The sequence below is a fragment of the Psychrobacillus sp. BM2 genome, assembly GCF_048572895.1.
Taxonomy (GTDB): Bacteria; Bacillota; Bacilli; order Bacillales_A; family Planococcaceae; genus Psychrobacillus.
In genome coordinates this window covers 571,766-597,194 of record NZ_CP183878.1, presented here as the reverse complement: position 1 = coordinate 597,194, position 25,429 = coordinate 571,766, and the positions used below count along the sequence as shown (strand labels likewise).

Below are 25,429 nucleotides of genomic sequence, written 5' to 3'. Positions count from 1 at the left end.
CTAATTCAGTATAGTTATTTTATATTAATTAAGGTTTCAATTTTGTTATAAAATCCATTTAACTCATTCTCCATTATTGCCCAATTGTATTTTGTAAGATATAATTCTCTAGATTTTTTTCCCATCTCCATACTTAATACCTTATTTTCTATAATTTTTATAAATGCATTTTCTAAAGCCGTTCTATCATATCGACACACTAATCCAATATTTTCATTAATTACTATTTTATCAACTCCAGTATTTTCACATACAATAATTGGTTTTCCACACATCATTGCCTCATATAATTTATTTGGTGATGCATATTTGTTATTTGGTACATCTGGATCATAACAAGCAAAAACTACATCCGATTTTTTTGTGTTCTCTATTATTTTTTTATAATCTACTTTGCCAAGAAAAGTTATATTTTCATATTTTTCACTTGCTTTTTTACATTTGTCTTCTATATGACCAAATCCTGCAATAATGAAATTCCAATCCGGGTTATTCTTACAAATTTCAATAGTTTCTAGAATCATTCTTCCTTCTGCTAAAATTCCACCATAAAAAATTGTAGGTTTGCTATTTTGGGTTTTATTTTCAAAAGAATTACCAATCAAATCTACTGGAGTGTTATGAATATAAATTTTCTTTTTCGGCTTACTACCCTCAATTTGTGAATCCCTAATTTCATTTACAAGTATTATTGCCTCTGCTTTAGACATAGCGTAAAAATCAATTCTTTTTATAATAGGTTTAAGTTTATTTGGAACTCCAAAAGCATCTATGTAAAAATCACAGATATCGTAAACATATTTTTTATTAAAAAATAAATTCATTATTAAGGCTGGGAGTACCGTATCAAAATCATAAGCATGAATAAAATCATATTTTTTCCTATTTTTTATTAGCCACTTCATTAAATTAAATTGCCACTTTATCATAGCTTTTAAATTACCTAAACCTTGACCAAAATCAGCGTTTATATTAAATCTAATAATAGGTACTTCTTGATTATTTATATGTAAATAAGAATTTGTGATTTTGTTACCAATTTCACTCCTTCTTTCCCATCCTAAAGCAATTGTTTGGTGATTATTATTTAGTGCTGCATGCATTTCTTTCTCAACTCTTGGATCTGGATTTACAGGATTTGATCTAGTATAAACAATTATCATTTAATTGCCTCACTTTAATTCATTATTATAGATTGATTTCATTTCTACTTTAACCTTATCAATGGAATATTGTTTAACCATTTCAAGACTATTGTCGCTAAATTTTAGATGTATCTCTTTATTAATATAAATATTTTTAATTGCATCACTGAATTCTCGGACATTTTTTAAATTTATTACAAATCCATTTTCACCGTCAACAACCAAATCTCTGTTACCTCGACAGTCAGTTACAACCAAGGGTAATCCTGTAGCCATAGCTTCCATCACATTTACTGGAAGTCCTTCTTGCCTTGAGGCCGAAATTGCAACATCCGATAACATCATTAAATTCGGAATATCATTTCTGTATCCTAAAAACTGTACAATATGCTCCACTTTTAAATCTTTGGCTAAACTTTTAAATTTTTCTTCTAAAGCTCCGAGACCCGCTAACAATATCTTTAAATTGGGAATTTCATCTTTTAACTTCGCGGCTGACTTAATAATCAGATCTTGTTGTTTTCGATAGCTAAGCTCTCCAGCATAAATTAATATAAAATCTTCATTTCTATAATTATACTTTTCTCTCATTGCAAATTTCTTAGCTGCTGTCTGTGGAGGAAATTTTTCAAGATCGATCCCTACACCATGAACATGTTTTACCTCTTCAGCATTCAGATTATTTAAGGCATTTACATAATCTTCATCATTAATGGTAATAATGATACCTGTTATTCTACTTAGGATTTTTTCAATTGAGTAATACATCAACCAATTTTTCTTAGGTGCCCCTTTAAAGAAATGAAACCCGTGAGCAGTATATATTACTTTTGTACCCTTTTTCCTTGTTACCTTTGCAGCTAATCTAGTTACTGCCCCTCCCGCAGGCGATTGAGTGTGTATTAATTCAAAATGAATTTTTTCAAATAATTTTACTAATTGTTTATATGCTCGGATATTTCCTTTACTATAAGGGTTTCTCGCAAAATCTATTTGATGTTTTATAACTCTATCATCTTCAAATTGATCAATAGGATCATTAAAATTAGCTGCAATATGTACTTCATGGCCCAGTTCTAATAATACTTTATAATCATAGTGACCAAAAATTCGAAAATGGCGTCCTAAATGTGCAGTTACCAAAACTTTAGCCAATTTATTAATCCCCTTTTTAATACCTAAATTCCTACATTTACACATCTTCTTCAAAGATATTTTATAATATTTTCTCAACCAATAACTATTTCAATTTGAGATAATAAATTATTAGCTTCCTTAATCAGAGATTCTCTATCTTCTCCACTTACAATAAAGTATCCAATTCTATCTGAACTTGATTTGACTTTTTCATGTTTATCACCTATTTTTTTTGAGATTTTCATTTCAATGAAATAAGGTGAATTTTCAACATTTTCTAACCCATTTATTCCTTTTATCCGTCCAGAATTTATTGTATCTATATACTTAATGATTGAGAATCTGTTATACAATATTTTCTCGTTATTTTCTTGATTAATAGCGCAATTAATTGATGCTTTCACCATATTATAACCTGTTGATAATGGCACTAAATAAGAAGTAATATTATCACCACCTAGCCTTGCTCCTATTTCAATTATTTTGGGGCCAGATTCAGTCAGCATTAGTTCACAATGAGACGGCCCATTATTAATTTCTAGAGCTTTAATTGTGGCTTCCACGGTACTAATAATTTGTTGTTCTTCACTCTTAGTGATATTTGCAGGTACCATATGTCCCATCTCTACAAAATATGGGGCTCCTGTCGTTTCTTTTTCTGTAATAGCAATAATTTTTGGATTTCCGTCAACGGAAATAGATTCAACACTAAATTCTCTTCCTTGTAAAAATTCTTCAATAATAACTTCGCCTGTTTTCGAATGTTCATTTGAATACATATATGATTCTTCTAAGTTACCTAAGTCATATTTCAATTGCACTCCTCGACTACCTGAACTATCCGTGGGTTTAATAATACAAGGAAGATTGAAGTTTTTAATACTTTTAATAAATCCCTCAAACTCTTTAACAATAGAATAGTTCGGCATAGGGATGTTATTCTTCCTTAATGTATTTCTCATAACTCCCTTATTAGTAGTACTAATCGCTACTGATTCCGGGATGACTATTAATCCTAGCTTACTTCCAACATATGCTACTGTATTCATTGGCTGATCACTAGCTAAGGTCATAATTCCATCGGCATTCAACGAGGAAGCAATTTCAAGCACTTTTTCCTTATCAATGGTACTTATTTGAAAAAAATTATCTGAATAATTTCTTCCAATAGCCTTGTGATCCATATCTACAGAAACTGTATACAAACCCATTTCTTTAGCTGTAATAATTCCTGGTAATTGCAATATGCTGGCACCAAGTATAATTAACTTTTTCAAATTAATTTACCCCTTATCTTTCCCATAATAAATTTGTTATAAAATTGGCCATTTCTATATAGACTATCAATTAGTTCACCTTCTACTGAAAAGCCAATTTTTTCATACATATTTATAGCTCTTTTATTATATTCAAATACGTAGAGATATACTTTATGAAAATTTAGAGTATTGTAAGCAAAGTCAACGATTTCAGAAATTACTTGGCTCCCAATTCCTTTTCCCCAATAGTCTTTTTCACCAATATAAATAAAAATCTCTACATTACTGTTTATATAATCTAAGTTTTTTAAACCCACTGTACCAATAGGTTCATCATTATTAGCAGAGACGATTAACCACATTTTTTCTGTGGTTGATAGAGCTTTGCTTTCAAACCATCGTTCATGCTCAAGATATGACGCTGGAAAGAGAGCACCAGTAAGATTTCTAATCTCATCATCTCTATTCCACTTTAATAAATAATCCTTATCCTTCGAATCCAATGCTCTTAAATAATATTTTTGATCCATTACTGTTCTCCTTTGAAAACATTTTTCCTCAAAATTACTGTTTCTAGTGTTTTAAAGAATATCTTTATATCTAGCTTGAATGAATAGTTTTTTGCATAAAAGACATCTTGCTTTAATTTATCCTCTTGTTCAACAGAATTACGATAAAATGCTTGAGAATACCCCGTTATGCCAGGAAGTACAGCTAATTTTATTTTTTCTTCAGTAGTGTATCTTTTATTCATTTCTGGTAAATCTGGTCTTGGTCCAATGATACTCATATCACCTTTAATAATATTTAGTAGTTGCGGTGTTTCGTCTAAACTTGTCTTACGAATGAACTTGCCAATCTGAATTAATCTATGATCACCTTCAGAATTAAAGGTTGATCCGTCCTTATTTCTTAAATCAGGTGCATTTAATTTCATTGAACGAAATTTATACATACTAAAAACTTCGCCATTTTTACCTAACCTTGGAGCATTATAAAATATTGAACCTTTATCTTGGAAGTAAATGATTGGTCCAATAATTATTAAAATAATTAACAAAAAAGGTAATCCTATTAATGCTAATATTAGATCTATAGCTCTTTTTAATAACTTTTTATACATACTATCACCCTTGCTTAACTTCTTTAATTACACTCTTAAATGCATTTATAACATACTCAATATCTTCATCTGTTAACAAAGTATGGAGTGGTAGCGTAACTTCATTTTGATACATGGCTAAGGCGTTTGGATAATTACTAATCTCAAACCCTAAATTCTTATAAGCCGTAAACATAGGCAGTGGCTTATAGTGAACATTACAAGCAATCCCAGCCTCTGCCATTTTAATAATTATTTCATTTCTCTCAACTTCCGTAATCCTAGGAATCCTCGCTAAATAAAGATGCCCCGAAGAAGAAAAGTCCTCACCATAATGTTGCAAACTTTGAATACCTAGTGGCAATAGTGCATTATCGTACATCTCAATAATCTCTTTACGTCTTTTCATGAGACCTTCATACCTATTTAATTGTACTAATCCAGATCCAGCCATTATATCCGTCATATTGCACTTATATGCGGGATAGACAATGTCATATTCCCATGCACCTATTTGTGTTTTTGCCAGTGCATCTTTAGACTGGCCATGAAGGCTATATAGCATATATTGTTTATAAAGCCATTTATCATCTAACCCAATGCCATTACTCCAAACAACAGCACCACCTTCTGCTGTTGTAAGATTTTTTACTGCATGGAAAGAAAAGCAAGTAAAATCTGCAACTTGTCCACATTTCAATCCATTTCTTTCAGCTCCAAATGCATGTGCCGCATCAGTCATTACAATTATTCTATTAAATAACATTTGAAGTTGGTTGTTTGCTTTAAATAGGTCTTTCTTGCTTTCTACAATCTCATATATCGTATTGTAGTCACACATCTTCCCTGCTATATCGACAGGAATTATAGCTTTTGTCTTATCTGTAATCGCATCTGCTAGTTTTGAATAATCCATCTCAAAAGAATTTGATGCGGTATCAACTAACACAATCTTCGCCCCAACATGTTCAATAATTGAAGCAGATGCTGTGTAGGTGTATGCAGAAGTAATGACCTCATCACCAGGTCCTATCCCTAAAATACGAAGAGTAAGCTCCATAGCTGCAGTTGCGGAATTTAAGCAAACAGCTTTATTTGTACCCACATATTCAGCTATTTTCTTTTCAAACTCTTTCGTTCTTGGTCCAGTTGTAATCCAACCAGACTTCATCGCTTTTACAACTTCTGCAATCTCTGCATCAGTTATATCAGGGGGAGAGAAAGGTATATTTCTCACTTCAGTATCTTTCATTTAAGTTTTCCTCGCTTTATTCAGATTTAGGTTTATAGCATTATAAATGTTACTATAGTTGCTTAGTGCTTAACTGGAATTTTCATTATGTCCAACCAACTACTAAACCACTAAATACCCATCCAACTTTCTTTATACTTAAGTTGGATTCATCATTCAATCTAAATAATCACTAGTATGTGGGGTTGGAAGAAATATTCTATCTTGGATTTATCAAGACTGCCTTCCTATTAATTACATCTCTTTGTAAACAAATATCTAAATCTTTATAAAAGCAAAGCCAAATGGGCTTCTTTATGCTATTTCCTATATCACCAAACGCTAGTCATCGGTTCATCAAGATAAACCAACAACTCATCTCGCAACCCATCATCCCACAAAGCCATCTCAATAGTAGTCTGTATAAACCCTAACTTTTCCCCAACATCATATCACTTACCTTCAAAATCATAAGCATACACATGCTGCTCTTGGTTAAGATGTTATCATAGCCTTCATCACTCATATGTGGAGATGAAAGGAAGATTCTTTCGTTCATTTATATGACTTCCTTCTATTATATAGTGGATTATTTTCTACTTAGATTTTTCTCGTGCTCTAATAGATTCTCAAGATACAGAAGTAAATCAGTTCTTAACTCATCACGTTGAAGTGCCATCTCCACAGTAGTATGTATAAAACCCAACTTCTCCCCAACATCATAACGCTTACCTTCAAAATTGTAAGCATATACAGTCTGCAATTCATTCAAATACTGAATCGCATCCGTCAGTTGAATCTCTCCACCTGCTCCTTGTTCCTGTCTATCCAAGAAACTGAAAATCTCAGGAGTCAAAATATACCGCCCCATAATAGCCAAATTCGATGGTGCTGTCCCAGCAGTTGGTTTTTCTACAAAATTTCGAACTTCATATGTACGACCCACTTGTGATAAGGGATCAATAATACCGTAACGATGTGTTTGATGGTCTTCTACTTGTTGAACTCCAATAACGGATGTTTGCTTTTTATCAAACACATTCATCAATTGTTTTAAGCCTGGTGTTTCTGCTTGGACAATATCGTCTCCTAGTAATACGGCAAATGGTTCGTCACCAATGAACTTACGTGCACACCATACAGCATGTCCGAGACCTTTTGGTTCTTTTTGGCGAATATAGTGAATTTCAATGTTGGCGGATTTACGAACATCTGCTAGTACATCCATCTTGCCTTTGTCTTCAAGTAGTTGCTCCAGTTCAAACGAGTTATCGAAATGATCTTCAATCGATCTTTTCCCTCTCCCTGTTACAATAATAATATCTTCAATACCAGATTCTATAGCTTCTTCCACAATATATTGAATGGTTGGTTTGTCGACAATCGGCAGCATTTCTTTCGGCATTGCTTTTGTCGCAGGGAGGAAGCGTGTTCCTAACCCTGCAGCTGGTATAATGGCTTTTCTAACTTTTTGCATCCTATACACTCCCTATTCAGTAACTAATTAACCCCATCCGCATAAGTCGCCGCTACCAATGATTTCACATTCTTCCGATTAGCAAGTCCAATTAGTAATTGCTTCATCTCATCGATAGAAATTTCCGGTAGTTTTTCTAAAACATACTCTAATTCCATCGTACTGATCGGAGTTGCTTTTCCGATATGAATCTTCGGAAATACGTATTTGCTTTGAATTTCATTTTCGTCTAATAATTCTTCAAATAGCTTCTCCCCAGGTCGGATGCCTGCGAAGTTAATCCTTATATCATTTTCGTTATAGCCTGATAGTTTAATAAGATTTTTAGCTAAGTCAATAATTTTCACTGGCTCACCCATGTCGAGAACAAAAATTTCTCCACCACTTGCAAGTGTTCCTGCTTGAATGACCAGTCTAGATGCTTCTGGAATAGTCATGAAATAGCGAGTCATTTCTGGGTCTGTCACTGTGACTGGTCCACCTGCTGCTATTTGCTTTTTAAATAGTGGTACGACACTTCCTCTAGAACCTAGAACATTTCCAAAACGTACAGCTGCGAATTTCGTCTCGCTTTCTTTCGCAAGATTCTGAACAATCATCTCAGCAAAACGTTTTGTAGCACCCATTACATTCGGGGGATTTACTGCTTTGTCTGTAGATATCATGACAAAATGACCAATCCCAAATATATCGGCTGCTTCTGCAACGTTTTTTGTACCAAATATATTATTTTTTACCGCTTCCATCGGATTGTACTCCATAAGGGGTACATGTTTATGAGCTGCAGCGTGATAAATTACATCCGGTTTATATTTTGCCATAATGTCAAAGATTCGATTACGATCTTGTACATCTGCAATAAGTGGAATTATTTTCGTATTGGGTGAAACCTTTTGACGCAATTCCATGTCTATAGTATAGATAGAATTTTCTCCGTGACCGAGTAGAATGATTTCTTTTGGATTGAATCTTATTACCTGTCGACAGATTTCAGAACCAATAGAGCCGCCCGCTCCGGTTACTAAAATCTTTTTATCGGTTAGTTTAGAAGATATCGCATTTAAATCTAGTTCTACTTCGTCACGACCTAGTAAATCTTCAATTTTCACATCTCTTATTTCATTGACAGAAACCTTACCAGTCAGTAAATCCTCGATAAGTGGCATTGTTTGTGTACGGATACCTGTATCAAGGCAACGCTGCATAAGAATAGCACCAGTCGATCTATCCATCGACGGAATGGCAATAATGATATGCTCAATATTCAAGTCTAATACCGCTTCAGCAATAATGTCTGATCCACCAAGTACGCGTATATTAAAGATTTCTAAGCCTTTTTTCGCAGCATCGTCATCCAAAAAAGCTATTGGCTTTAGTGGAGAATCTGTATTTTTTAGTAGCTGGCGTGCAATCATCGTTCCAGCTGAGCCCGCTCCAATGATTAATGTTCGTTTGCGTTCCTCCGCCGACTTTTCTCCTAATATATATGTATCCCGGAATATTCTCCACGAAAGCCTAGATCCTCCAATTAGTAAGATGTGTAGCATCCATGTAATAGATAATGCACGTACTAATACATCTCCTCTTACTAAATATTGCACTAATGCTACTGTTAAAATCGACAGCGTAACTGCTTTATAAATAGATACAAGCTCCCGAATGGAGGCATATTCCCATACTTTTCGATAAAGTCCGTAATACATAGCAAATCCATGATGAGCTATGAAAATCGCAAGAGAGCTCGCTAAAAGGAATGTATTACTAAAAAGATTGTTTATTGGGTAGAGTACAAAGTATCCTAAATATATGGAAAATAATACGATAGCAGAATCGACAACTATTAATAACGACATTCTTTTCTGTAAGGACATCTAAACACTCCTTTTCAACATAATCTTCCAAAAATGGCTACAAGTAATTATATCACTTTGGAAATTTAGTGGGAGAATATATTTCCTTTTTACCCATATCATCCGTAAATTAAGGACTTTAGTTATATACACAGAATTTTCGTTAGTACTAAAATATAATAGACTTCAGAATAACTTTCTTACTTTCATCACAAAATTATTAAATTGTATTTACTTACGCAAATATATTCCACCATTTTTGTTTACCTAGTTCTTCTGGCTCTAAAATAATTATTTCGTTGTTTTCTACGATTCTTGCATTATTTTCAAGAAATATGTCGACAGCATCTAATCTCTTATGCTTTTCTAGATATCTTAACCCATCATCAAATTTAAATGGTCTTTTTTTCAAATTATGTACATCCGATCCATACGTATGTACTAAGTTTGCATCTACTAGCTCTAATGATAACTTCTGAATCCCTCGTCCAAAATGTCCCGCTAAGCTCCCAGCCGTTATTTGTGCAACAGCCCCGTGATTAATGAGTTTTGCCAGTCGAGATGGATTATCCGCTATCGCTTTGTTTCTTTCTGGATGCGCTATGATAGGTAAAATATCTTCTGATAATAACTGATGAATAATATCTACTGTATATTTAGGTATGCCACTCGAAGGTAGCTCAAGTAGCAAATATTTGGAGCCAGCAAGCGTGTGAATCTTCTGTTCTTGAATTAGTTCAACTAAATTGTCTTTTAATCGCACTTCATGACCAATATGCAATTTTAAAGGTAGCTGCATTTCTTCTATCGTTTGCTGCAATAATTTAATTTGTTCCGTTACTATAGTAGCACTTGCATTAAATTGTGGATGGAATGCGTGTGAGGTGGATATTATTTCCGTAATACCCTCTTTAAGCGCCTGTTCTAACATTTCTATTGTCTCTTCTAGTTGAGCTGGTCCATCATCAACTCCATATAAAATATGGCTATGAATATCTATCATTTTTTAAATTCTCCTAAATCTTCTATTTTAAGGTATAAAAAAAGAGTAAAAGTCACCTAAGTGCTTTTACTCGTTAGTACCATAGTACTGGTAGTAGTAATGATCTTTTTCAAGCTTGAAGTTGTTCATGATAGTCCCGATGATTTTCGCTTTCGACGCTAATAACAACTCTTTTGCTTTTACTGCACTATCCTTATCGGTTGATCCAGCACTGATGACCAAGATAGTTCCCTCACTTTTGTTAGCCAAAATTTGTGCATCCGTCACAGATAATACGGGCGGTGCATCAAATAATATAAGATCAAATTCTTTTTTCAGTTCTACTATTATTTCATCCATCGACTTTGCACTAAGTAAGTCAGCAGGATTGGGAGGAATAGGCCCGCTTGTAATAATTTTCAGGTTTTCTATGTCTGTTTCTTTAACTGCTTCCATTACATCTGATTTTTTTGTTAAGAGATTAGATAATCCTATCGTATTGGTTAGATGAAACGTATAGTGCACAGTCGGCTTACGCATATCTGCGTCAATCAGAACTACCTTTTTACCTTCCTGCGCAAATAAACAGGCTAAATTTGCGGATACTGTAGACTTCCCTTCAGCTGGTAAGGAAGACGTTACTAGAAGTGTAGTTAAGTCACCATCTGGCACAGAGAAGTTTATGTTTGTACGGGTCGTACGAAACTGCTCGGATACTACAGACTTTGGGTCTGTTACCACTACAAGTTTACGAGCTACATCTTTTAAACTATTTGTTTTTTTCTTTTTAGCCATGTTTACACCTTCTTCCGTCGTGATCTTACATTTGTCATAAGATCCACTTCTTTGTTTTCAGGAATTGGACTTATCAAGCCTAGTATTGGTAACTGAAGGAGCTCTTCTACATCTTGTTCCTTCCTAATAGTTGTATCTAGGTATTCTAGTAAAAAGGCAATTCCTACCCCAAGCATTAACCCTATCACTCCAGCAATTGCCATATTAAGCATTTTGTTCGGCTTAACTGGCGATGGATTTTCCGGTTGAATTGCTGGTGATAAAATATTCACATTGTCGACATTCATTAAGTTTTTAATCTCTTGTTGAAATACTTGTGCAGTTGTATTTGCAATATCTACTGCTTTAAAGGATTCAGGATCCTGCACGCTGATTGTTACTACTTGTGAATTTTGTTCACTCGTAACGGTGATTTTATTTGTAAGTAGGGCCGGGGTTGTATCTAAGTCTAAGTTTTGAATTACTTTTGATAGAATTGCTGGACTTTTAATAATTACGTTATATGTATTAATCAATTGAAGATTCGTTTGTATGTCTTGGGAATTATATTGTTGTTGTTGTTCGACTTTTTGTTGATTGACAAGAATTTGTGTTGAAGATTGATAGATTGGTGTGATAAAGAAGTAGCTTATAACGCCTGCAATAATTACTGCTAGTAAAGTTAACCCGATAATTAAAGCAATTCTTTTCTTAATCGTTTTAAATAAATCCTGTAAACTAATAGTTTCTTCCATATTAAATTGTTTCCCCTTCACTTCCCAATTGGTTTATATACTAATTGTTTCCATTATAGCATAAATTCTACCTGTTACATTACAAATTCTCACAGTTTTCGATGGAATATGTATATTTTCGACTATTTTATGAAAATGATATCCTACTCAATATGTGGTACTATTTTATTATGAAAAAACTAATTTTCTTACTTATACTCATGACTATTTTGTTTTTCTCTTCTAGTCAAACATACGAGCAACAGTCTCTAATACCTATATTTGAAGACTTTTTAGCTGCGAAACCTCTAGAAGATCAGCTGAAGAAAGTTGAAATACCTTATTGGGGTCGTATAATCTCTGTCGAAGAACGGGGCTATTATCATTTTGTCGAGTTTGTTATTAGAAAAAGTGCCCATTTCTTTCTATTTGGTTTAGTAGCATTAGGCTTCTATGCTATTTTGTCAAAGATCAGATATCGATTTTTGTTAGCGCTGCTGTTCACACTTATATTGGCAATTGCCGATGAATATCACCAACAGCTGACAGGTGGGCGAACTCCTTCATGGCAGGATGTATTTCTAGATATGTGTGGTGCTTTAACTTTTCTAAGTGTATACATATGCATAAAAGGAATTAGGCAAAAAATCCGTTAGTACCCAATGGGTCCTAACGGATTTTTTTCTTGCGTCCCTGTGTCAGCCACAATTTGAGTGGCAATTGAGTCTGACACAGGGACGCTACTTATTTATCTTCCTAGTGCTTTACTAAGAATACCATCTCTTCTTGCTTTTTTTGTAGCTTCGTATTCATCTTTGAAGCTTTTTGCATAGGACTTATCAAAGCCATTTGCTACCAAGTCTTTTTCCACCGCAGCTAGAACTCCGTTAAAAATTGTATCCGTATTTGCTTCTAAGCCTTCTGCAGCCGCCATGTATTTGTTATAGAAGTAACCGAAATCGATACCTTCCCCATTTGCTTTTTTATTTGTGTACTCTGTTTTTGCACGACCAATTAATGCGTTTATCTTTGCATCTGCTTGACCTTCAAGTGCACTAAAAGCAGGGATATACTTTTCTTTTATCGATCCAACTGTTGGTTCTACTGTTGTACTGCCAGATAAAGCTGGTGTAGTTGTAGATCCAGCTGATCCTTCTGTAGTAGAAGTATCATTGGAATCTGTTGAGCTTCCTTGGCCTGAAGTTGCTATTTGTTCAGATGATCCACCGTCAGTTGAAGATGTTGAAGTGCCCTCATTGGAAGCAGTTTGGGTTGAAGAATAGTCTTCTACTACATTGCCATCTTTGTCCATTGTGATTTTGCTACCATCCGGTAATTCCAATATATATGGATCTTCCACAATCTCTGAAACCTCATCGTCTGCTACATCGTATGTTTTAAATTTAAATTCATATAGTAAGTAACCAACAGCTCCTAGGATAATAACTAAAGATATCAGTAGGAAGATTTTCAGCTTTTTTCTCTTTTTCCTCATGGAATTCTCCTTTTGTTAAAAATAGTATATTATCTATAGTTTAGCATGAGATTAGGTAGTTCGTATAGAAAATTGTGGTAATTTGGTGGATTGTGTAGTTTTATAGATGGCTACAAAAAAATATATTACTATTAAAAATCCTGTTAAACTATACAACTGATTTCCGTTCCAGTCGGACGCTTTCCGCGGGCACGGCTTCAATCTCCTCGTCACTACGTTCCTGCGGGGCTTTCAGCTCGCGCTGTTCCCGCTGGAGTCGCCGTCTTGCACTCCAATCAACAAAATTTTTAAAAAACAATAGCGGTATAAAACATAGCCTATTTAAAAGAAAAAACCTATATGCCACCTGGACATATAGGTTACAACCATTGATAATTTTGATTCTACATCTTAATTAGCAAAAACAAATGTGTATGTTCCGCCAACCTTAGTTCCATTGTATTCTCCAGCAACAGTAAATGTTACCGTTTTACCTTTAAGTATGCTTAATGAAGAATCTTCAGTAATATCTTCATCAATTACTGCATTAATATCTTTTAACGCCTCTGTTACAGCATTTCCAAAAGATATATCAGTTACATTCGTAAAGTCTTTATCTAGTGTAATGTTACCATACTTAATTGTTACTTCTTGAAGTTTAGCGATTGATTTAGAATTTGTATAGATGCTATCTGCTAAACCTACAAAGTTCCGTAATTTTGTAGTTTCGCCAATAGTAACTGTATAAGTTCTGCCAGATGGTACGATTGAGATTGTTTCGTCTGCAGTATCAGCAGCTGTAATTCCAGCAAGAATCGCATCATCTAATAAATCTTGAGCAGTTTTAGCTGGTGGGTTTGGGTTTGTTGGTGTAGTTACACCACCACCGCCTCCACCAGTGCCAGGATTTACTACTGGTGCTGAGTCAGGATTTGCTACTCCGCCAATTTTTTCAATTTGTCCTTTTATTGCATTAAAGTTACTGATTACATCTGAAGCAGTTTTTCCTACTGGTAATACTAGATTTTCGATAGCCAAGCTAGTGCCTAGTGATAGTTTTAAATCTGCCTTTACAAGTGTGATTGACTCGATTTTAGCAGTACCATTTAATGCGAAGTTTAAAGAATTTACTAAGAAATCTTTTGTTGCTGCATTTAGTGTTACTTCACTAGCACCAGTTCCAGCAGTTACACGTGGAATAGTAATATTTTTGTCTGCTGATACTGTAGCGTTTGAATCTACATCAATAGAAGCTACGGAACTAGTACCTGTTAGGTTTAGTGATGCATTTAGTTTGTTTAACACAACTTTAGTTAGTGTTGAATTTGCAAAAGTGATTTTTGCAGCTACTGGTAATGCTGCTGCAGATACACCTGTTGTTTTGTTGGAAACTTCTGTGTTACCTTTTACTGCAATTTTGTCTGCTTGAAAGCTGTTTTTTACACCGTTTGCAACAAGTAAGTCACCATTGATCGTAAGGTTTTTAACTGTTACGTAGTCAGCATTTACTTTTACGCTACCTGCAACAGAAGAACTTGCTCCGTCTAATACGATATTAGCTGCTTCCGTTCCAGCTGCAGTAATCTCAAGTGATTTCACTGCAACGATTTGACCGTCTTTTTCAGTGAATTTAATATTTGCATTTTTTAGAGCTGCTGCATTTGTTGCGTTAAATACTTTTTTCAAATCTTCCGCGATTGTGTAGGTTCCAGTTGAAGTTTCTACTGAGTTATCTGACACACTAATAACTGTTACAGGTTTTGCAGCTGCTTCAGCACGTACTACGAATGATGCCATCTGACCACGTTTCACATTTGCATATGGAGAAAAAGTAGTGGCAGTTGTTCCAGTTGTAATTTCATTGTCTAATAGAGTTTGAAGGTATCCATTGTACCAATCATTTGCTTTTACATCTTTAAACTTTGTATCTGTTAGCTTTCCTTCTTGGAATCCGAATGCTAATGTAATAATTTTCGCCATTTGGCTACGAGTTAATTTTTCGCCTGGTGCGTATGTACCGTCTTCTTTACCAGTTACAATGCCTTTAGCTACAAGCGCCGCAATTGGACCATAGTATTCATTGTCCGTTTTAATATCTTTGAAATTTGGATTCACAACGTTTTTCGTATCTAAGTCTAATGTTAATGCAATAATTTTTGCAGCTTGTCCACGAGTAACGGAAGCTTCCGGTTTCAATGTACCATCGTTAAAACCTTTAAGGATACCTCTGTCAGTTAAATCCATTATTGAACTATAATGTACATGTGTCGATTTTAAATCTGAGAAACCTGCAGCTTCTGTATTAAATGGCGCTACAGTTACCACTGCTCCTGCAGCTACTGATGTTGCTAATGCTGCTTTAAATAGTTTTTGGTAAGCTTTTTTGTTATTCTTCATCCAATTTCCTCCTTGTTTGTTAAAACTATAATAATAATGTCCTATAGGGACAACTATATCATATAAAAAGATATTTCTAAAACAAAATATTCCAAAAAAATTTCCATTCAGGTTAAACTCTGTCATATTGTGGTATATTATGCAGTATTATTGCACAAATAATTTTGTTTCCATATGATTATAAGTGCCTGAAGAAACACCAAGAAAAAGCCATCTGTAACTGACCAGATGACTCTTTTAAGAGTTTATAACGTATTGGACGAGACCTTTTGCGTTAGTGTATAGGGCTGCTTGGGTTTTATCTACCAGACCAAGCTTAGAGATTTCCTTCTTGGAATGTCCCTTTCCAAGAAATTATATATGTATAAACCAGAATTGTTCTCCGCTTACATATTACTAATGGGTGGCTCTATTGTAGTATTCTGTACTAATTCTCTACTCACAGTCTCGTAATTATATAAGTAATCGTCATCCACTATAAAAAATGTTGGCCGCCCTTCTTGTGGATTTTTATTTAGAAATATAGGAAGTTCCTTTTCATCAGCTAATTGAAGAATTGATTTAAACGAATCCAACATAATAGTCGATTTCGGTGCACCTTTCATCTCCTGCGTCACTGTAATAATCCGTTTACCATATCTTTTGTTAATCATCAGTACCTCCCGTTTCCTTAATAGGCGTCCCTGTGTCAGCCACAATTTGAGGGACAATTGAGTCTGACACAGGGACGCGGCTCACAACGTCATTTCCATCTCATAAAAAAGACCCAATTAAATCGAGCTTAAGCTCAAGTTTAATCAGGTCGGTTGCACCAATTACTCCACACTTCTTAGGTGCCCATCTACAAGAAGTATTTCACAGTATCCTTGATATGTTTATATAAACACATTATATACAAGTTTTACCTAAAAAGTAAGTCGTTTTATGCTGCTGAATAAAGTCTATTTATGTCGAAATTTAACAAGCGTCCCTATGTCAGCCACAATTTGAGGAGCAATTGAGGCTGACATAGGGACGCGGTTCAACACAGGGGCGCCTTAAGAGTTTATAACGTATTTGACGAGGCCTTTAGCATTAGCGTATAAAGCGGCTTGGGTTCTGTCTGCGAGACCAAGCTTGGCAAACACTTGACTGACGTGCTTTTTTACGGTGAATTCGGTTATATAGAGGGTTTTAGAGATTTCCTTGTTAGAATGTCCTTTGCCGAGCTCGATAAGAATTTCCTTTTCCTTTGGTGTGAGCTGTTCAAAATGACCACTTTCTTCTACAGGGATTTTCTCTGTCATCATTAAATCTAAAACGGTCGGATCGTAGTATTTACGACCTCTCCTGATCATTTGCAGTGCATGCAATAGTTCTTCGGGTAGTGCTTCCTTCAGCAAATAACCCGCAACTCCTATTTCTTTTGCTTTTTTAAAGTCTTCGCCGTTTGTGGAGGATGTAAGTATGACAAATTTGCTCGTAATACCTAAGCGGATTGCTTCTGTTATTAGTTCGAGCCCTGATTCCTCTCCTAAACGAAGATCTACTATTGCTATCTCTGGTTTTACTGCATTTAACACTTCGATAGCCTCTCTTCTATTAGTAGCTTCTCCAAGCACTTTCAATGATCCGCTTAAGGAAAATAGTGAATTCAACCCTCTTCGAATTAATGGATGATCGTCAATTATAACCACTGTCATTACCCAAACACCTCTTGTTTTTTATGTGTTTTTATATGTGGAATATCAATCTGGATGGTAGTTCCCATTTTATAAGGGGTTCCTATTTCAAATATACCTCCTAAGGAATGTACAATATTTTGCATATTGGATAACCCAATTCCTTGTTCTTTCATAGACACAGTCTTGGTCTGAATACCTATTCCATTATCCTTAATGACTAAGCAAGTTCTCTCTTCCTCCAAAGCTAGTTTTACTTCGATAAGTGTACACTTACCGTGTCGAACGGCATTCCCACATGCTTCACAAATGATGCGATATAGTTCATTTTTTGTATTTGCTGAAATAGAAGATTCCTTGCCTGTAATGTCATAGACAATGCGAATGTCATTTAACTTTGCGTATTCCACCAAGTAATTTTCGATAAGGACAAGAAATGGTTTTTCTCCTTTTTTAACCGTACTTAATCGATAAATAGATGCTCGTAGCTCTTTCATCGTCGTATTGGCAGTCTGTGACAGAAATTCAAATTCCTTCTCTAATTCGTCAGTTGAAATATTCCGACTTTTCATTTGTAAACTATGCAATGAATAGACCATTCCAAATAATCTTTGTGACACACTATCATGTATTTCATTGGCAATTCGATTTTGCTCTTCACTGATTGAGAGCTGACTCATCATTTGATCCATATGAATTCTCTCTAGCATCATTTCACTTAGCTCTGCGAGAAATTCGAATATGCGGTGGAATAAAAATGTGTTTTTTACTTCTGTATTAATAGAAGCGTTTACGCCAATTACTCCTATATACTCGGTTGTTCTAATAACCTTCATCCAATATTGTTCGTTATGATACGTATGGGTAAAAGCGTCCTTTTGTTTTCGAAGATGCTTCCAATCGTTAGTTAAATCCATTTCTAGATTTCTATTTGTTGTTTCATTTGATGTATAGCTATTTTGAAAGGCATGATCCGTTACCCAAAAGAAGGCGGTATCCTTTTGCAAGCATTTCATCAATGTCATCGTCATGGCGTCTGTTAGCTTTTTTGGATTTTTATGGGAAGAAGAGTTTTCTAACATATGGTAAAGGGACATGATATGCTCTAATGTCTCTTGGTATTTTTCATTCGTATTCGCTAGTTTTCCATTTACTTGAAGTAGTTCCTTCGTTAGTCCAGAAAATAAAGTAGCAAGTAATGTGATCAATATACAGACGAGATAAAAATAGGATTGGTTAGCTAAAACGAAGATTATGCTATCATTCCTATTAGCGATAAATGTAGCAGTTGCAAGGTAAAGTGTTAATGTTCCCCAACTAAACCTTGGGGTTAAAAGGGTTGCAGCTACAAGAATGGGATTCAATGCATACCAGATAAATGGGCTTGAAATGCCACCAGTTGGGATGAGCAGCAATGTCACACCGAGCGTCTCTATTAAAACAATCATTTTCACTATTTTCGTATGCTCCAAATATCGCAATTGTAAATCCGTTAAAATCCATGCCACAACGCCTAGTGACACTACAACACCGGCTTTAAAAATAAGCGAAGGCTGAGGTCCAACCAAATAGAAAAACGAAGTCAATAGTAGAGAAATATAGCGGTATAGAAATAATAAGTTCAAATTACTTGATGGACTCTTTTTTAACATTTGGTAAACAAGATTAGCTCTTCGCATACGCACTACTAATGGCTGGATCTATTGTAGTATTCCGTACTAGCTCTCTACTCGCAGTCTCATAATTATATATACAATCGCCATCTACGATAAAAAATACGGGACGTCCCTCTTCCATATTCTTATTTAAAAATACCGGAAGCCCCTTTTCATCTGCCAATTGAAGAATCGATCTAAACGAATTCAACTTAATAAATGACCTCGGTGTACCTTTCATTTCCTGAGTCACTGTTATAATACGTTTGCCATATTTTTTGTTAATAGTGTCCACCTCCGATTTGATTGGTTTTACGCTAGTTTTCAGCAATTGTTTATGATTGAACAGTAGAGCTGTGATTTCCCCAGGGAAGATAGAGGGAAGTACTTCTACTAATTTCTTTAAGCCTGTTGTTTCTACTAGTTCCACTTTATCTATTACGATACTTTTACCCATTACCAATTACTCCGATTAGTGCATCTTTCTCTTTCGTTATTACCTAAAGTGCTACAGTTGAGAACTACTGCTCTGTTATATAAGCCTACACAGCAATTAGCGTCAACCTGTCACCTCCATCTCATAATAAAAACCCAATTAACTCGAGCACTTGCTCAAGTTTAATCAGGTCGGTTGCACCAATTACTCCATACTTCTTAGGTGCCCATGTACAAGAAGTATTTCACAGTATCCTTGTTAAAATATGCTATTTCTTATGTCATTATAACCATCGGCTTTATAAATAATACGTCAATCTGTGCTGTTGATTATGTTCTTTTTTTGTCGAAGCTAGGGCAAAAGGATTTACTTGCGGTCACTTGTTGGTTACTTGCTCTCGATCGGGCGGTACTTGCGGTTTGATGGTGTTTACTTGCGGTCGTGTTTGGGTTACTTACGCTCGAGGGGGATTTACTTGCGGACCGGGATTTTATTCCATTAATTTGTAAAAACTGCGGAAAAGGATTTCGATTTAATTGGCAATTAGTCCGATACTTGCGGTCAACGGGTGGTTACTTGCTCTCGATGGGGTGGTACTAGCGATTTGACTTGAGTTACTTGCGGTTCTTCTTGGGTAACTTGCGCTCGGGATAGACTTACTTGCGGAACGGGATTTTATTCCATTTTTATTGTTCAAAAATTTACTCTCCTCCCGTCCAATTGGACAGAAGGAGAGTTTTTTAGTTCATTATTTTAAGCCACTCATAAAATTTGTGAAGATTTTTGCAGCTTGAGCGCGAGTTGTTGGATTTGATGGGTTAAATTTACCATCTGATCCATCCACTACTTGTAGCTCATAAAGCATAGAGATTGCATTGATCGTTTCTTCATCGTATGCAGCAATATCTGAGAATGGTGCTACTTTAGTAGCCGTGTACTTGTTGCCTGTTTTGAATGCATATGCGCGTTCAATCATTAAAGCAAGCTGTGCACGCGTTACTTTTTCAGAAGGCTTAAATTTACCATTATCTCCTTTGATAATGCCGTATTTATAGCCCGAAGCAATTTCTGATTTTGTTTCAGCCGCATAACTTGCAATATCTTCAAACGGTGCTGCTTCTGTTGTTTCTAATTTTAATGCACGAACTATTAAGGAAGTTGCTTGTGCACGTGTAAGAGATTGCTCTGGTCTGAATGAGCCATCTGGGTATCCTTTCATAAAGCCAAATTGTGCAGCTTTTTGGATATAATCTGCAGCCCAATGTTTAGCAGGTACGTCTGTAAATATAATTGGTGTTGGCGTTGGTGTCACTGGTGGTGTAGGTTTAACTGGATCTGGTTTTACTGGGTCTGGTTTAGTCGGACTTGGATTCGATGTCCCTGGGTTAGATGGGCTAGAGCCTCCACCACCATCTCCACCTCCAGGATTTCCTGGGTTTGTTGGTGTAGGATTTGTTACTGTTACGTTAATCGTTACTTCTTTGTCACCATGTTTAACTGTAACTTTTGTATTACCGACAGCTTTAGCGGTAATAACACCAGCTTCAACAGAGGCAATAGCAGCGTTTTCAACAGCGTATTGTGCATTAGCTGTTACGTCAACATCTGTAGATTCACCTGCAACTGTTGTTGTTTCTGTTACTTTTACAGTAGCTGTTTTACCCTTTTCGATTGAAACATTTGTTTTATCTACTGCTAATTTAATTTCTTTTACTGGTTCTGGATCAGTAACTACTACATTAACCGTTACTGTATTTTTACCATGTGTAATGGCGATTGTTGTTTCACCCGCTGCATTTGCTGTGACTGTACCAGCTTTTACAGATGCAATTGCTTTGTCTGCAACGTCGTATTCTGCATCTCCTGTTACGTCAACGTCTGTAGATTCCCCTTCAATCGTAGTTGTTTCTGTAACTTTAAGTGGAGCTGTTTCTCCTGTTTTTAAGTTTATTTGGGCTGGGTCTACAGCAAGTGTCACAACTGGGTCTGGATCAACGATTGGATTTGTAACGGTTACATTTACACTTACTACTTCATTTTCACCATATGAAACAGTAATTGTTGTCGAGCCTTCTCCGACTGCAGTTACTAAACCATTTACTACTGTTGCGATGCTTACGTCTGCGCTCACATACGTAGCTTCATCAGTTACGTCAGCATTTGTAGTATTTCCTTCTTCAGATGTTGTGTATTCTGTAACTGCAAGTTGTGCCGTTTCTCCTGTTTTAATATTCAGTTGTGCTGGGTTTACAGTGATTGTCGTCGTACCTGGTTCTGGTTCTACAACGACTGGTTTTGTTACCGTCACATTTACAGTCACTTCATTCTCACCATATGAAACAGTAATTGTAGTCGAACCTTCTCCGACTGCTGTTACTAGACCATTTGTCACTGTTGCAATGCCTTCGTTTGCGCTCACATACGTAGCTTCAGCAGTTACGTCAGCATTTGTAGCATCACCTTCTTGAGGTGTTAATGTTTCTGTAACTGTAAGTTGTTTTGTATCCCCTGTAGTTAAATCAAGTTCTGTAGGGTCTACAGAAAGTGTCACTACTGGTTCTACTTCTTCTTTTTCATATATTAAAGCTTCTCCCACATTACCTGCTGCATCATTAACAACAATTTTAACAGAATCTGTTTCAGCTGTTACCGGGAATGTGAATGAGCCATCTTGTGCCAAGTCGAAGTCCACAGCATTAGCTACTTCTCCATTAACCGTGGCAATATATGAAGCATGTAGTTTTTCATTTAAATCATAATCTAAATCATACAAATATAATTCTTCATTATATTCGATATATTTGTCTGTTACTTGACCTGTTGCTACCCCATCTTTAACAGATCCTGCAACAACTGGTTTTGTTGTTTTTACAACAACCGGTCCAACATAGTCACCAAGAGTTCCTGTAGTTGAACTTGCAGAAAAGTCAATCGTATATAAACCATCTGGAATTGTTGTTGCAGGCGTACCGTCCCATGGTTGGTACTGTCCCTTAATAGGTAGAGTATAGGATCCTTTCGCAAGGGAAGAAGCTGCGTGTAAGTAACCGATGTAGCCATCTTCATATTCTCCACCTTCAGGATTCATGATATCCCAAAGTTCGATATAGTTTGTTGCTACATTGCCAGTCAGCGTGAATGAAAGAACGGCTTCGTCCTTCACCTTATCCCCATTAAAGGATAAGTCTGTTTCTGTTATTTTCATATCCTTAATTTCTATTGGTACTACGCTACTTAAGTCAGCTGCAAATGGCAATGAAATTTCGGAACCTCCACCGTTAATGCGGATATATCCTAGTATCTCAGAGCCTTTTGGTGCTGTAGCTTTTGAAGCTGTTAACGTAACGTTTAACAGTTGATCGCCATTCAACGTGAAAGTCGGTTTATCCACCGTCACTTTTGCATTACCAAATGATTTTGTCGTTTCAACTGTTACTTGATAAGAGCTTCCAGCACCCTTCAAATCCTTTACTAGAATTTGTTTTGTAACAGAACGATTTTCTGTCAGTGGCTGTGGACCAAAAGTAACTGTCCCTTTTAGGTTATCAACCACTGCACCGGTAGCATCTAAAACGGCCTTATCAAGTCCATAAGCAAGAGCACTTGGATGAGCTGCCGCATATGCATTTACACGGCCTGCACCTTGTGCGAATACATCATACTTTTTGGTATCCAGGATTTTCGCTGTATTTGAAATGGCTACTTTTACGTCAAACGCATTCCATTTCGGGTTTGCTTGTTTAACAAGTGCTGCGATACCAGCAATATGTGGTGTTGCCATTGATGTTCCCGTTTTGCGATCATATGCCTCATTATAAACAGCATTAGGGAAATCCGCTTTGTACATCGGAATAGTAGACATAATATTCGTTCCAGGTGCACTTACATCTGGTTTAATGTCAAAGTTTGGTGTAGATGGTCCACGTGAACTGGAATCATTTACATCATCTCCGAGAGTTTTTGTGGAGTTAAAATTACCAAAAGAAACTTTTCCTTTTGCCTCTTTTAACGCTGCACGAATTGCATCGCCATCTGTTTGGGACATATCGTATGTTGGAACAAATGCAAATGAGTCTCCTAAGAATGTTCCGGATGCATTCGGTGCGTTCGTACCACCTGCAAAGTTATGGATAATAGTTGCAACTGCCCCGTTCGCTTTTGCATAGTCAATCTTATCAACAAATGCAATGCTTCCACGAGAGATCAATGCAACTTTTCCTTTCACATCAATTCCTTGATAATCCTTTGCTTCCCCGTTTCCAGGAACTGCTACTATGTCAAATTCACCTTGAAGTTGTGTTGCTGCATCCTTACCGAAAGTAGTACCCATTAATTGAAGTTGTTTTGTTAACTTGTAGTTTCCTACTGTAACTTTAACTTCTCCGTTATACATTGTTTCAGGATTCGTAGTATTACCAACTGCAATTCCTAAACGCGCAGTACCTGGAGTTCCCATCGTCCCACGATTTGGACCATCATTACCAGTTGCAATAACCCCGATTGTACCAGCCATCATTGCATTATTAATCGCAAATGATCCAGCATCTGTTTCTGAGTTAGCCCCTCCACCAAGTGATAGATTGATAACATCCATTTTCTCAATTACAGCTGTTTCAATTGCTTTCACAATGCCTGAAGAAGATCCACTTCCGTATGCTCCAAGTACACGGTACATATAAAGATCTACTTTAGGTGCAATCCCTTTAATGCCGTACTCATTCGCTCCGATTGCTGCAATTGTACCGGCAACATGCGTGCCGTGAGATGTGTAGAATTCACTTCCAGTAGTAGGATGAAATTCAGGTGTTCCAGCTGGACGTTCTACAGGTGATGTTTCAGAAGCATCATCCGCAGCACGAGTTCTTGTATAGGTAGATGAATTTGGGATAAAGTTCTTTCCACCTTTATAAATGCCCGCAAATTCTGGATGATTCGCATCGATTCCTGTATCAAGTACCGCAACTTTAACACCTTGCCCTTGGATTCCTTCATTCCAAAGCTTTTCGATCCCTAGGAAAGAAATACTAGTATTCATCGCAGCATCAACTGGCGTATCGATTTCTGGATTTGATGGTTGAAGTGAACTAGAATCTTCCATTGCATACATTGTTGTGTCTGGCTCTACTAATGTAACGCCTTTAATCGTTAATAGTTCGGAAATATCGCTAGCTTTTACGTTAGCTGCAAATCCGTTTAATACTGTGTTATACGAAAAAATTTCTTTATAAGAAATACTTTTATTGTTCATCTCTTTTTTTACAGATGCCTGTTGTGAAATTACTTTCGCTTTCACCGCACTTGCCTCTGATTGCGTGAAACTTTTGCCTGCTAATTCTTTTATTCCTTTTTCAAGTGCTACAGGTTTTTCCGAAAGATGAACAATAACTGCAACTTCTTCATCCCCAGCTAAACCTTGTAAATCTTTGTGAAGTGTTGGACCATTACTCGTTAGATTTAGTTGTTCAGCGATGGCCGCTTTCATTGCTAATGCGCTTTCGCTTTGTTGCTCTGATTTAAACGGATTCTTCTCCGTGTTAGCAAACGCATTTGTTGGAGCTAACAATGCAAAGACCATCATAAAGATTAGGAACGCATTAAAGGCTTTGTTAAACATTTTTTTCTTCTTCATTAGATTTCCCCCTGTTCAGCAAATTTGTGCCGCAAAGTTTCTACATGTTCTTAAAAGACCGCATCCTTTCTACATGTATCATTAGGATTTTTGTTAAAACATCAGATTCAGCGATGTTTAACGTGATACTTATACATTGTATGAATAGATGGGCCATGCTATGAAAAAATTAAGTGATTGATATTTTTGTTGGGGGATTGAGTGAGTTCTGGGGCAGGATCTGGTGGATTTTGGGTGTGGTTTTCGTATTCGGTGGTAGGTCTCTCGTATAGAGGTGGTTTGCTCTCGTATGGGTGGAGATCTCTCTCGTATCGGTGGCATTCGCTCTCGTTCAGAAGGTGCTCTCTCATATAGAGGCAGATCGCTCTCGTATAGGTGAAGATCTCTCTCGTATCGGTGGCATTCGCTCTCGTTCAGAAGGTGCTCTCTCATATAGAGGCAGATCGCTCTCGTATAGGTGAAGATCTCTCTCGTATCGATGGCATT

At 36.2% G+C, this 25,429-nt stretch carries 20 protein-coding genes and 2 riboswitches; of the genes, 1 reads left to right on the top strand and 19 read right to left on the bottom strand.

Annotated features, from left to right (window positions below; all coding sequences use genetic code 11):
- Positions 1-14 precede the first annotated feature (14 nt).
- From ACN6MX_RS02620 to ACN6MX_RS02565, 12 genes are all read right to left on the bottom strand, one after another.
- Complete coding sequence (locus ACN6MX_RS02620; RefSeq protein ID WP_419961131.1) at positions 15-1,163, bottom strand: glycosyltransferase family 4 protein; 1,149 nt, start codon at positions 1,161-1,163, stop codon at positions 15-17.
- A gap of 9 nt (positions 1,164-1,172) precedes the next feature.
- A complete protein-coding gene (locus tag ACN6MX_RS02615) occupies positions 1,173-2,300 on the bottom strand; it encodes a glycosyltransferase family 4 protein (RefSeq protein ID WP_419961130.1) in 1,128 nt (375 codons plus the stop codon).
- A 74-nt stretch (positions 2,301-2,374) separates the two neighbouring features.
- Positions 2,375-3,559, bottom strand: a complete 1,185-nt coding sequence (locus ACN6MX_RS02610) for an ATP-grasp domain-containing protein (RefSeq protein WP_419961129.1) — start codon at positions 3,557-3,559, stop codon at positions 2,375-2,377.
- Positions 3,556-4,071: a GNAT family N-acetyltransferase gene (locus tag ACN6MX_RS02605; protein ID WP_419961128.1), complete on the bottom strand. Its 516-nt coding sequence runs from the start codon at positions 4,069-4,071 to the stop codon at positions 3,556-3,558. The genes ACN6MX_RS02610 and ACN6MX_RS02605 overlap by 4 nt, the downstream gene beginning before the upstream one ends.
- Positions 4,071-4,664, bottom strand: a complete 594-nt coding sequence (locus ACN6MX_RS02600) for a sugar transferase (protein ID WP_419961127.1) — start codon at positions 4,662-4,664, stop codon at positions 4,071-4,073. The genes ACN6MX_RS02605 and ACN6MX_RS02600 overlap by 1 nt, the downstream gene beginning before the upstream one ends.
- Positions 4,665-4,668: 4 nt before the next feature.
- Positions 4,669-5,895 (bottom strand): DegT/DnrJ/EryC1/StrS family aminotransferase, encoded by a 1,227-nt coding sequence (locus ACN6MX_RS02595; RefSeq protein ID WP_419961126.1) that lies wholly within the window; start codon positions 5,893-5,895, stop codon positions 4,669-4,671.
- 409 nt (positions 5,896-6,304) lie between these two features.
- Positions 6,305-6,433: a hypothetical protein gene (locus tag ACN6MX_RS02590; protein ID WP_419961125.1), complete on the bottom strand. Its 129-nt coding sequence runs from the start codon at positions 6,431-6,433 to the stop codon at positions 6,305-6,307.
- A gap of 30 nt (positions 6,434-6,463) precedes the next feature.
- Positions 6,464-7,351: a UTP--glucose-1-phosphate uridylyltransferase GalU gene (galU, locus tag ACN6MX_RS02585; RefSeq protein WP_419961124.1), complete on the bottom strand. Its 888-nt coding sequence runs from the start codon at positions 7,349-7,351 to the stop codon at positions 6,464-6,466.
- 23 nt (positions 7,352-7,374) lie between these two features.
- Entirely contained in the window at positions 7,375-9,222 is a 1,848-nt protein-coding gene (locus ACN6MX_RS02580; protein WP_419961123.1) for a polysaccharide biosynthesis protein, read from the bottom strand.
- Between the two features lie 214 nt (positions 9,223-9,436).
- Positions 9,437-10,204 carry a tyrosine-protein phosphatase gene (locus tag ACN6MX_RS02575; RefSeq protein ID WP_419961122.1) on the bottom strand — a complete coding sequence of 256 codons (768 nt, stop codon included), beginning with the start codon at positions 10,202-10,204 and terminating at the stop codon, positions 9,437-9,439.
- Positions 10,205-10,270: 66 nt separating this feature from the next.
- The gene (locus ACN6MX_RS02570; RefSeq protein WP_419961121.1) at positions 10,271-10,978 is read right to left on the bottom strand and encodes a CpsD/CapB family tyrosine-protein kinase; all 708 of its coding nucleotides are present in this window, start codon (positions 10,976-10,978) and stop codon (positions 10,271-10,273) included.
- 2 nt (positions 10,979-10,980) lie between these two features.
- A complete protein-coding gene (locus ACN6MX_RS02565; RefSeq protein ID WP_419961120.1) occupies positions 10,981-11,712 on the bottom strand; it encodes a YveK family protein in 732 nt (243 codons plus the stop codon).
- A 170-nt stretch (positions 11,713-11,882) separates the two neighbouring features.
- On the opposite strand from ACN6MX_RS02565, the gene ACN6MX_RS02560 reads away from it, so the two are divergent.
- The gene (locus ACN6MX_RS02560) at positions 11,883-12,347 is read left to right on the top strand and encodes a VanZ family protein (protein WP_419961119.1); all 465 of its coding nucleotides are present in this window, start codon (positions 11,883-11,885) and stop codon (positions 12,345-12,347) included.
- Between the two features lie 92 nt (positions 12,348-12,439).
- Here the strand turns inward: ACN6MX_RS02560 and ACN6MX_RS02555 are convergent, their stop codons facing one another.
- From ACN6MX_RS02555 to ACN6MX_RS02525, 7 genes are all read right to left on the bottom strand, one after another.
- A complete protein-coding gene (locus ACN6MX_RS02555) occupies positions 12,440-13,186 on the bottom strand; it encodes a hypothetical protein (protein WP_419961118.1) in 747 nt (248 codons plus the stop codon).
- 390 nt (positions 13,187-13,576) lie between these two features.
- Positions 13,577-15,562, bottom strand: a complete 1,986-nt coding sequence (locus tag ACN6MX_RS02550; protein WP_419961117.1) for an S-layer homology domain-containing protein — start codon at positions 15,560-15,562, stop codon at positions 13,577-13,579.
- A gap of 386 nt (positions 15,563-15,948) precedes the next feature.
- Complete coding sequence (locus ACN6MX_RS02545; RefSeq protein ID WP_419961116.1) at positions 15,949-16,260, bottom strand: DUF5305 family protein; 312 nt, start codon at positions 16,258-16,260, stop codon at positions 15,949-15,951.
- Between the two features lie 94 nt (positions 16,261-16,354).
- A riboswitch (cyclic di-GMP riboswitch) is annotated at positions 16,355-16,437 on the bottom strand.
- A gap of 162 nt (positions 16,438-16,599) precedes the next feature.
- Positions 16,600-17,244, bottom strand: coding sequence for a response regulator (locus tag ACN6MX_RS02540; protein WP_419961115.1), 645 nt, complete (start codon positions 17,242-17,244; stop codon positions 16,600-16,602).
- On the bottom strand, positions 17,244-18,848 hold the full coding sequence (locus ACN6MX_RS02535) for a sensor histidine kinase (protein ID WP_419961114.1): 1,605 nt from the start codon (positions 18,846-18,848) through the stop codon (positions 17,244-17,246). Before ACN6MX_RS02535 ends, ACN6MX_RS02540 begins: the two co-directional genes overlap by 1 nt.
- A 40-nt stretch (positions 18,849-18,888) precedes the next feature.
- Positions 18,889-19,335 carry a DUF5305 family protein gene (locus ACN6MX_RS02530; RefSeq protein ID WP_419961113.1) on the bottom strand — a complete coding sequence of 149 codons (447 nt, stop codon included), beginning with the start codon at positions 19,333-19,335 and terminating at the stop codon, positions 18,889-18,891.
- Positions 19,336-19,494: 159 nt separating this feature from the next.
- Positions 19,495-19,578, bottom strand: a riboswitch (cyclic di-GMP riboswitch).
- A 484-nt stretch (positions 19,579-20,062) separates the two neighbouring features.
- Positions 20,063-24,943: a S8 family serine peptidase gene (locus ACN6MX_RS02525; RefSeq protein WP_419961112.1), complete on the bottom strand. Its 4,881-nt coding sequence runs from the start codon at positions 24,941-24,943 to the stop codon at positions 20,063-20,065.
- Between the last annotated feature and the right edge of the window lie 486 nt (positions 24,944-25,429).

What these genes read in the sequence shown, in the direction of transcription:
- ACN6MX_RS02540 (WP_419961115.1), bottom strand. Translation starts at nt 17,244, where the DNA reads ATGACAGTGGTTATAATTGACGATCATCCATTAATTCGAAGAGGGTTG.
- ACN6MX_RS02570 (WP_419961121.1), bottom strand. Translation starts at nt 10,978, where the DNA reads ATGGCTAAAAAGAAAAAAACAAATAGTTTAAAAGATGTAGCTCGTAAA.
- ACN6MX_RS02580 (WP_419961123.1), bottom strand. Translation starts at nt 9,222, where the DNA reads ATGTCCTTACAGAAAAGAATGTCGTTATTAATAGTTGTCGATTCTGCT.
- ACN6MX_RS02530 (WP_419961113.1), bottom strand. Translation starts at nt 19,335, where the DNA reads ATGGGTAAAAGTATCGTAATAGATAAAGTGGAACTAGTAGAAACAACA.
- ACN6MX_RS02600 (WP_419961127.1), bottom strand. Translation starts at nt 4,664, where the DNA reads ATGTATAAAAAGTTATTAAAAAGAGCTATAGATCTAATATTAGCATTA.
- ACN6MX_RS02590 (WP_419961125.1), bottom strand. Translation starts at nt 6,433, where the DNA reads ATGAACGAAAGAATCTTCCTTTCATCTCCACATATGAGTGATGAAGGC.
- ACN6MX_RS02565 (WP_419961120.1), bottom strand. Translation starts at nt 11,712, where the DNA reads ATGGAAGAAACTATTAGTTTACAGGATTTATTTAAAACGATTAAGAAA.
- ACN6MX_RS02605 (WP_419961128.1), bottom strand. Translation starts at nt 4,071, where the DNA reads ATGGATCAAAAATATTATTTAAGAGCATTGGATTCGAAGGATAAGGAT.
- ACN6MX_RS02560 (WP_419961119.1), top strand. Translation starts at nt 11,883, where the DNA reads ATGAAAAAACTAATTTTCTTACTTATACTCATGACTATTTTGTTTTTC.
- ACN6MX_RS02575 (WP_419961122.1), bottom strand. Translation starts at nt 10,204, where the DNA reads ATGATAGATATTCATAGCCATATTTTATATGGAGTTGATGATGGACCA.
- ACN6MX_RS02595 (WP_419961126.1), bottom strand. Translation starts at nt 5,895, where the DNA reads ATGAAAGATACTGAAGTGAGAAATATACCTTTCTCTCCCCCTGATATA.
- ACN6MX_RS02555 (WP_419961118.1), bottom strand. Translation starts at nt 13,186, where the DNA reads ATGAGGAAAAAGAGAAAAAAGCTGAAAATCTTCCTACTGATATCTTTA.
- galU (WP_419961124.1), bottom strand. Translation starts at nt 7,351, where the DNA reads ATGCAAAAAGTTAGAAAAGCCATTATACCAGCTGCAGGGTTAGGAACA.
- ACN6MX_RS02550 (WP_419961117.1), bottom strand. Translation starts at nt 15,562, where the DNA reads ATGAAGAATAACAAAAAAGCTTACCAAAAACTATTTAAAGCAGCATTA.
- ACN6MX_RS02620 (WP_419961131.1), bottom strand. Translation starts at nt 1,163, where the DNA reads ATGATAATTGTTTATACTAGATCAAATCCTGTAAATCCAGATCCAAGA.
- ACN6MX_RS02525 (WP_419961112.1), bottom strand. Translation starts at nt 24,943, where the DNA reads ATGAAGAAGAAAAAAATGTTTAACAAAGCCTTTAATGCGTTCCTAATC.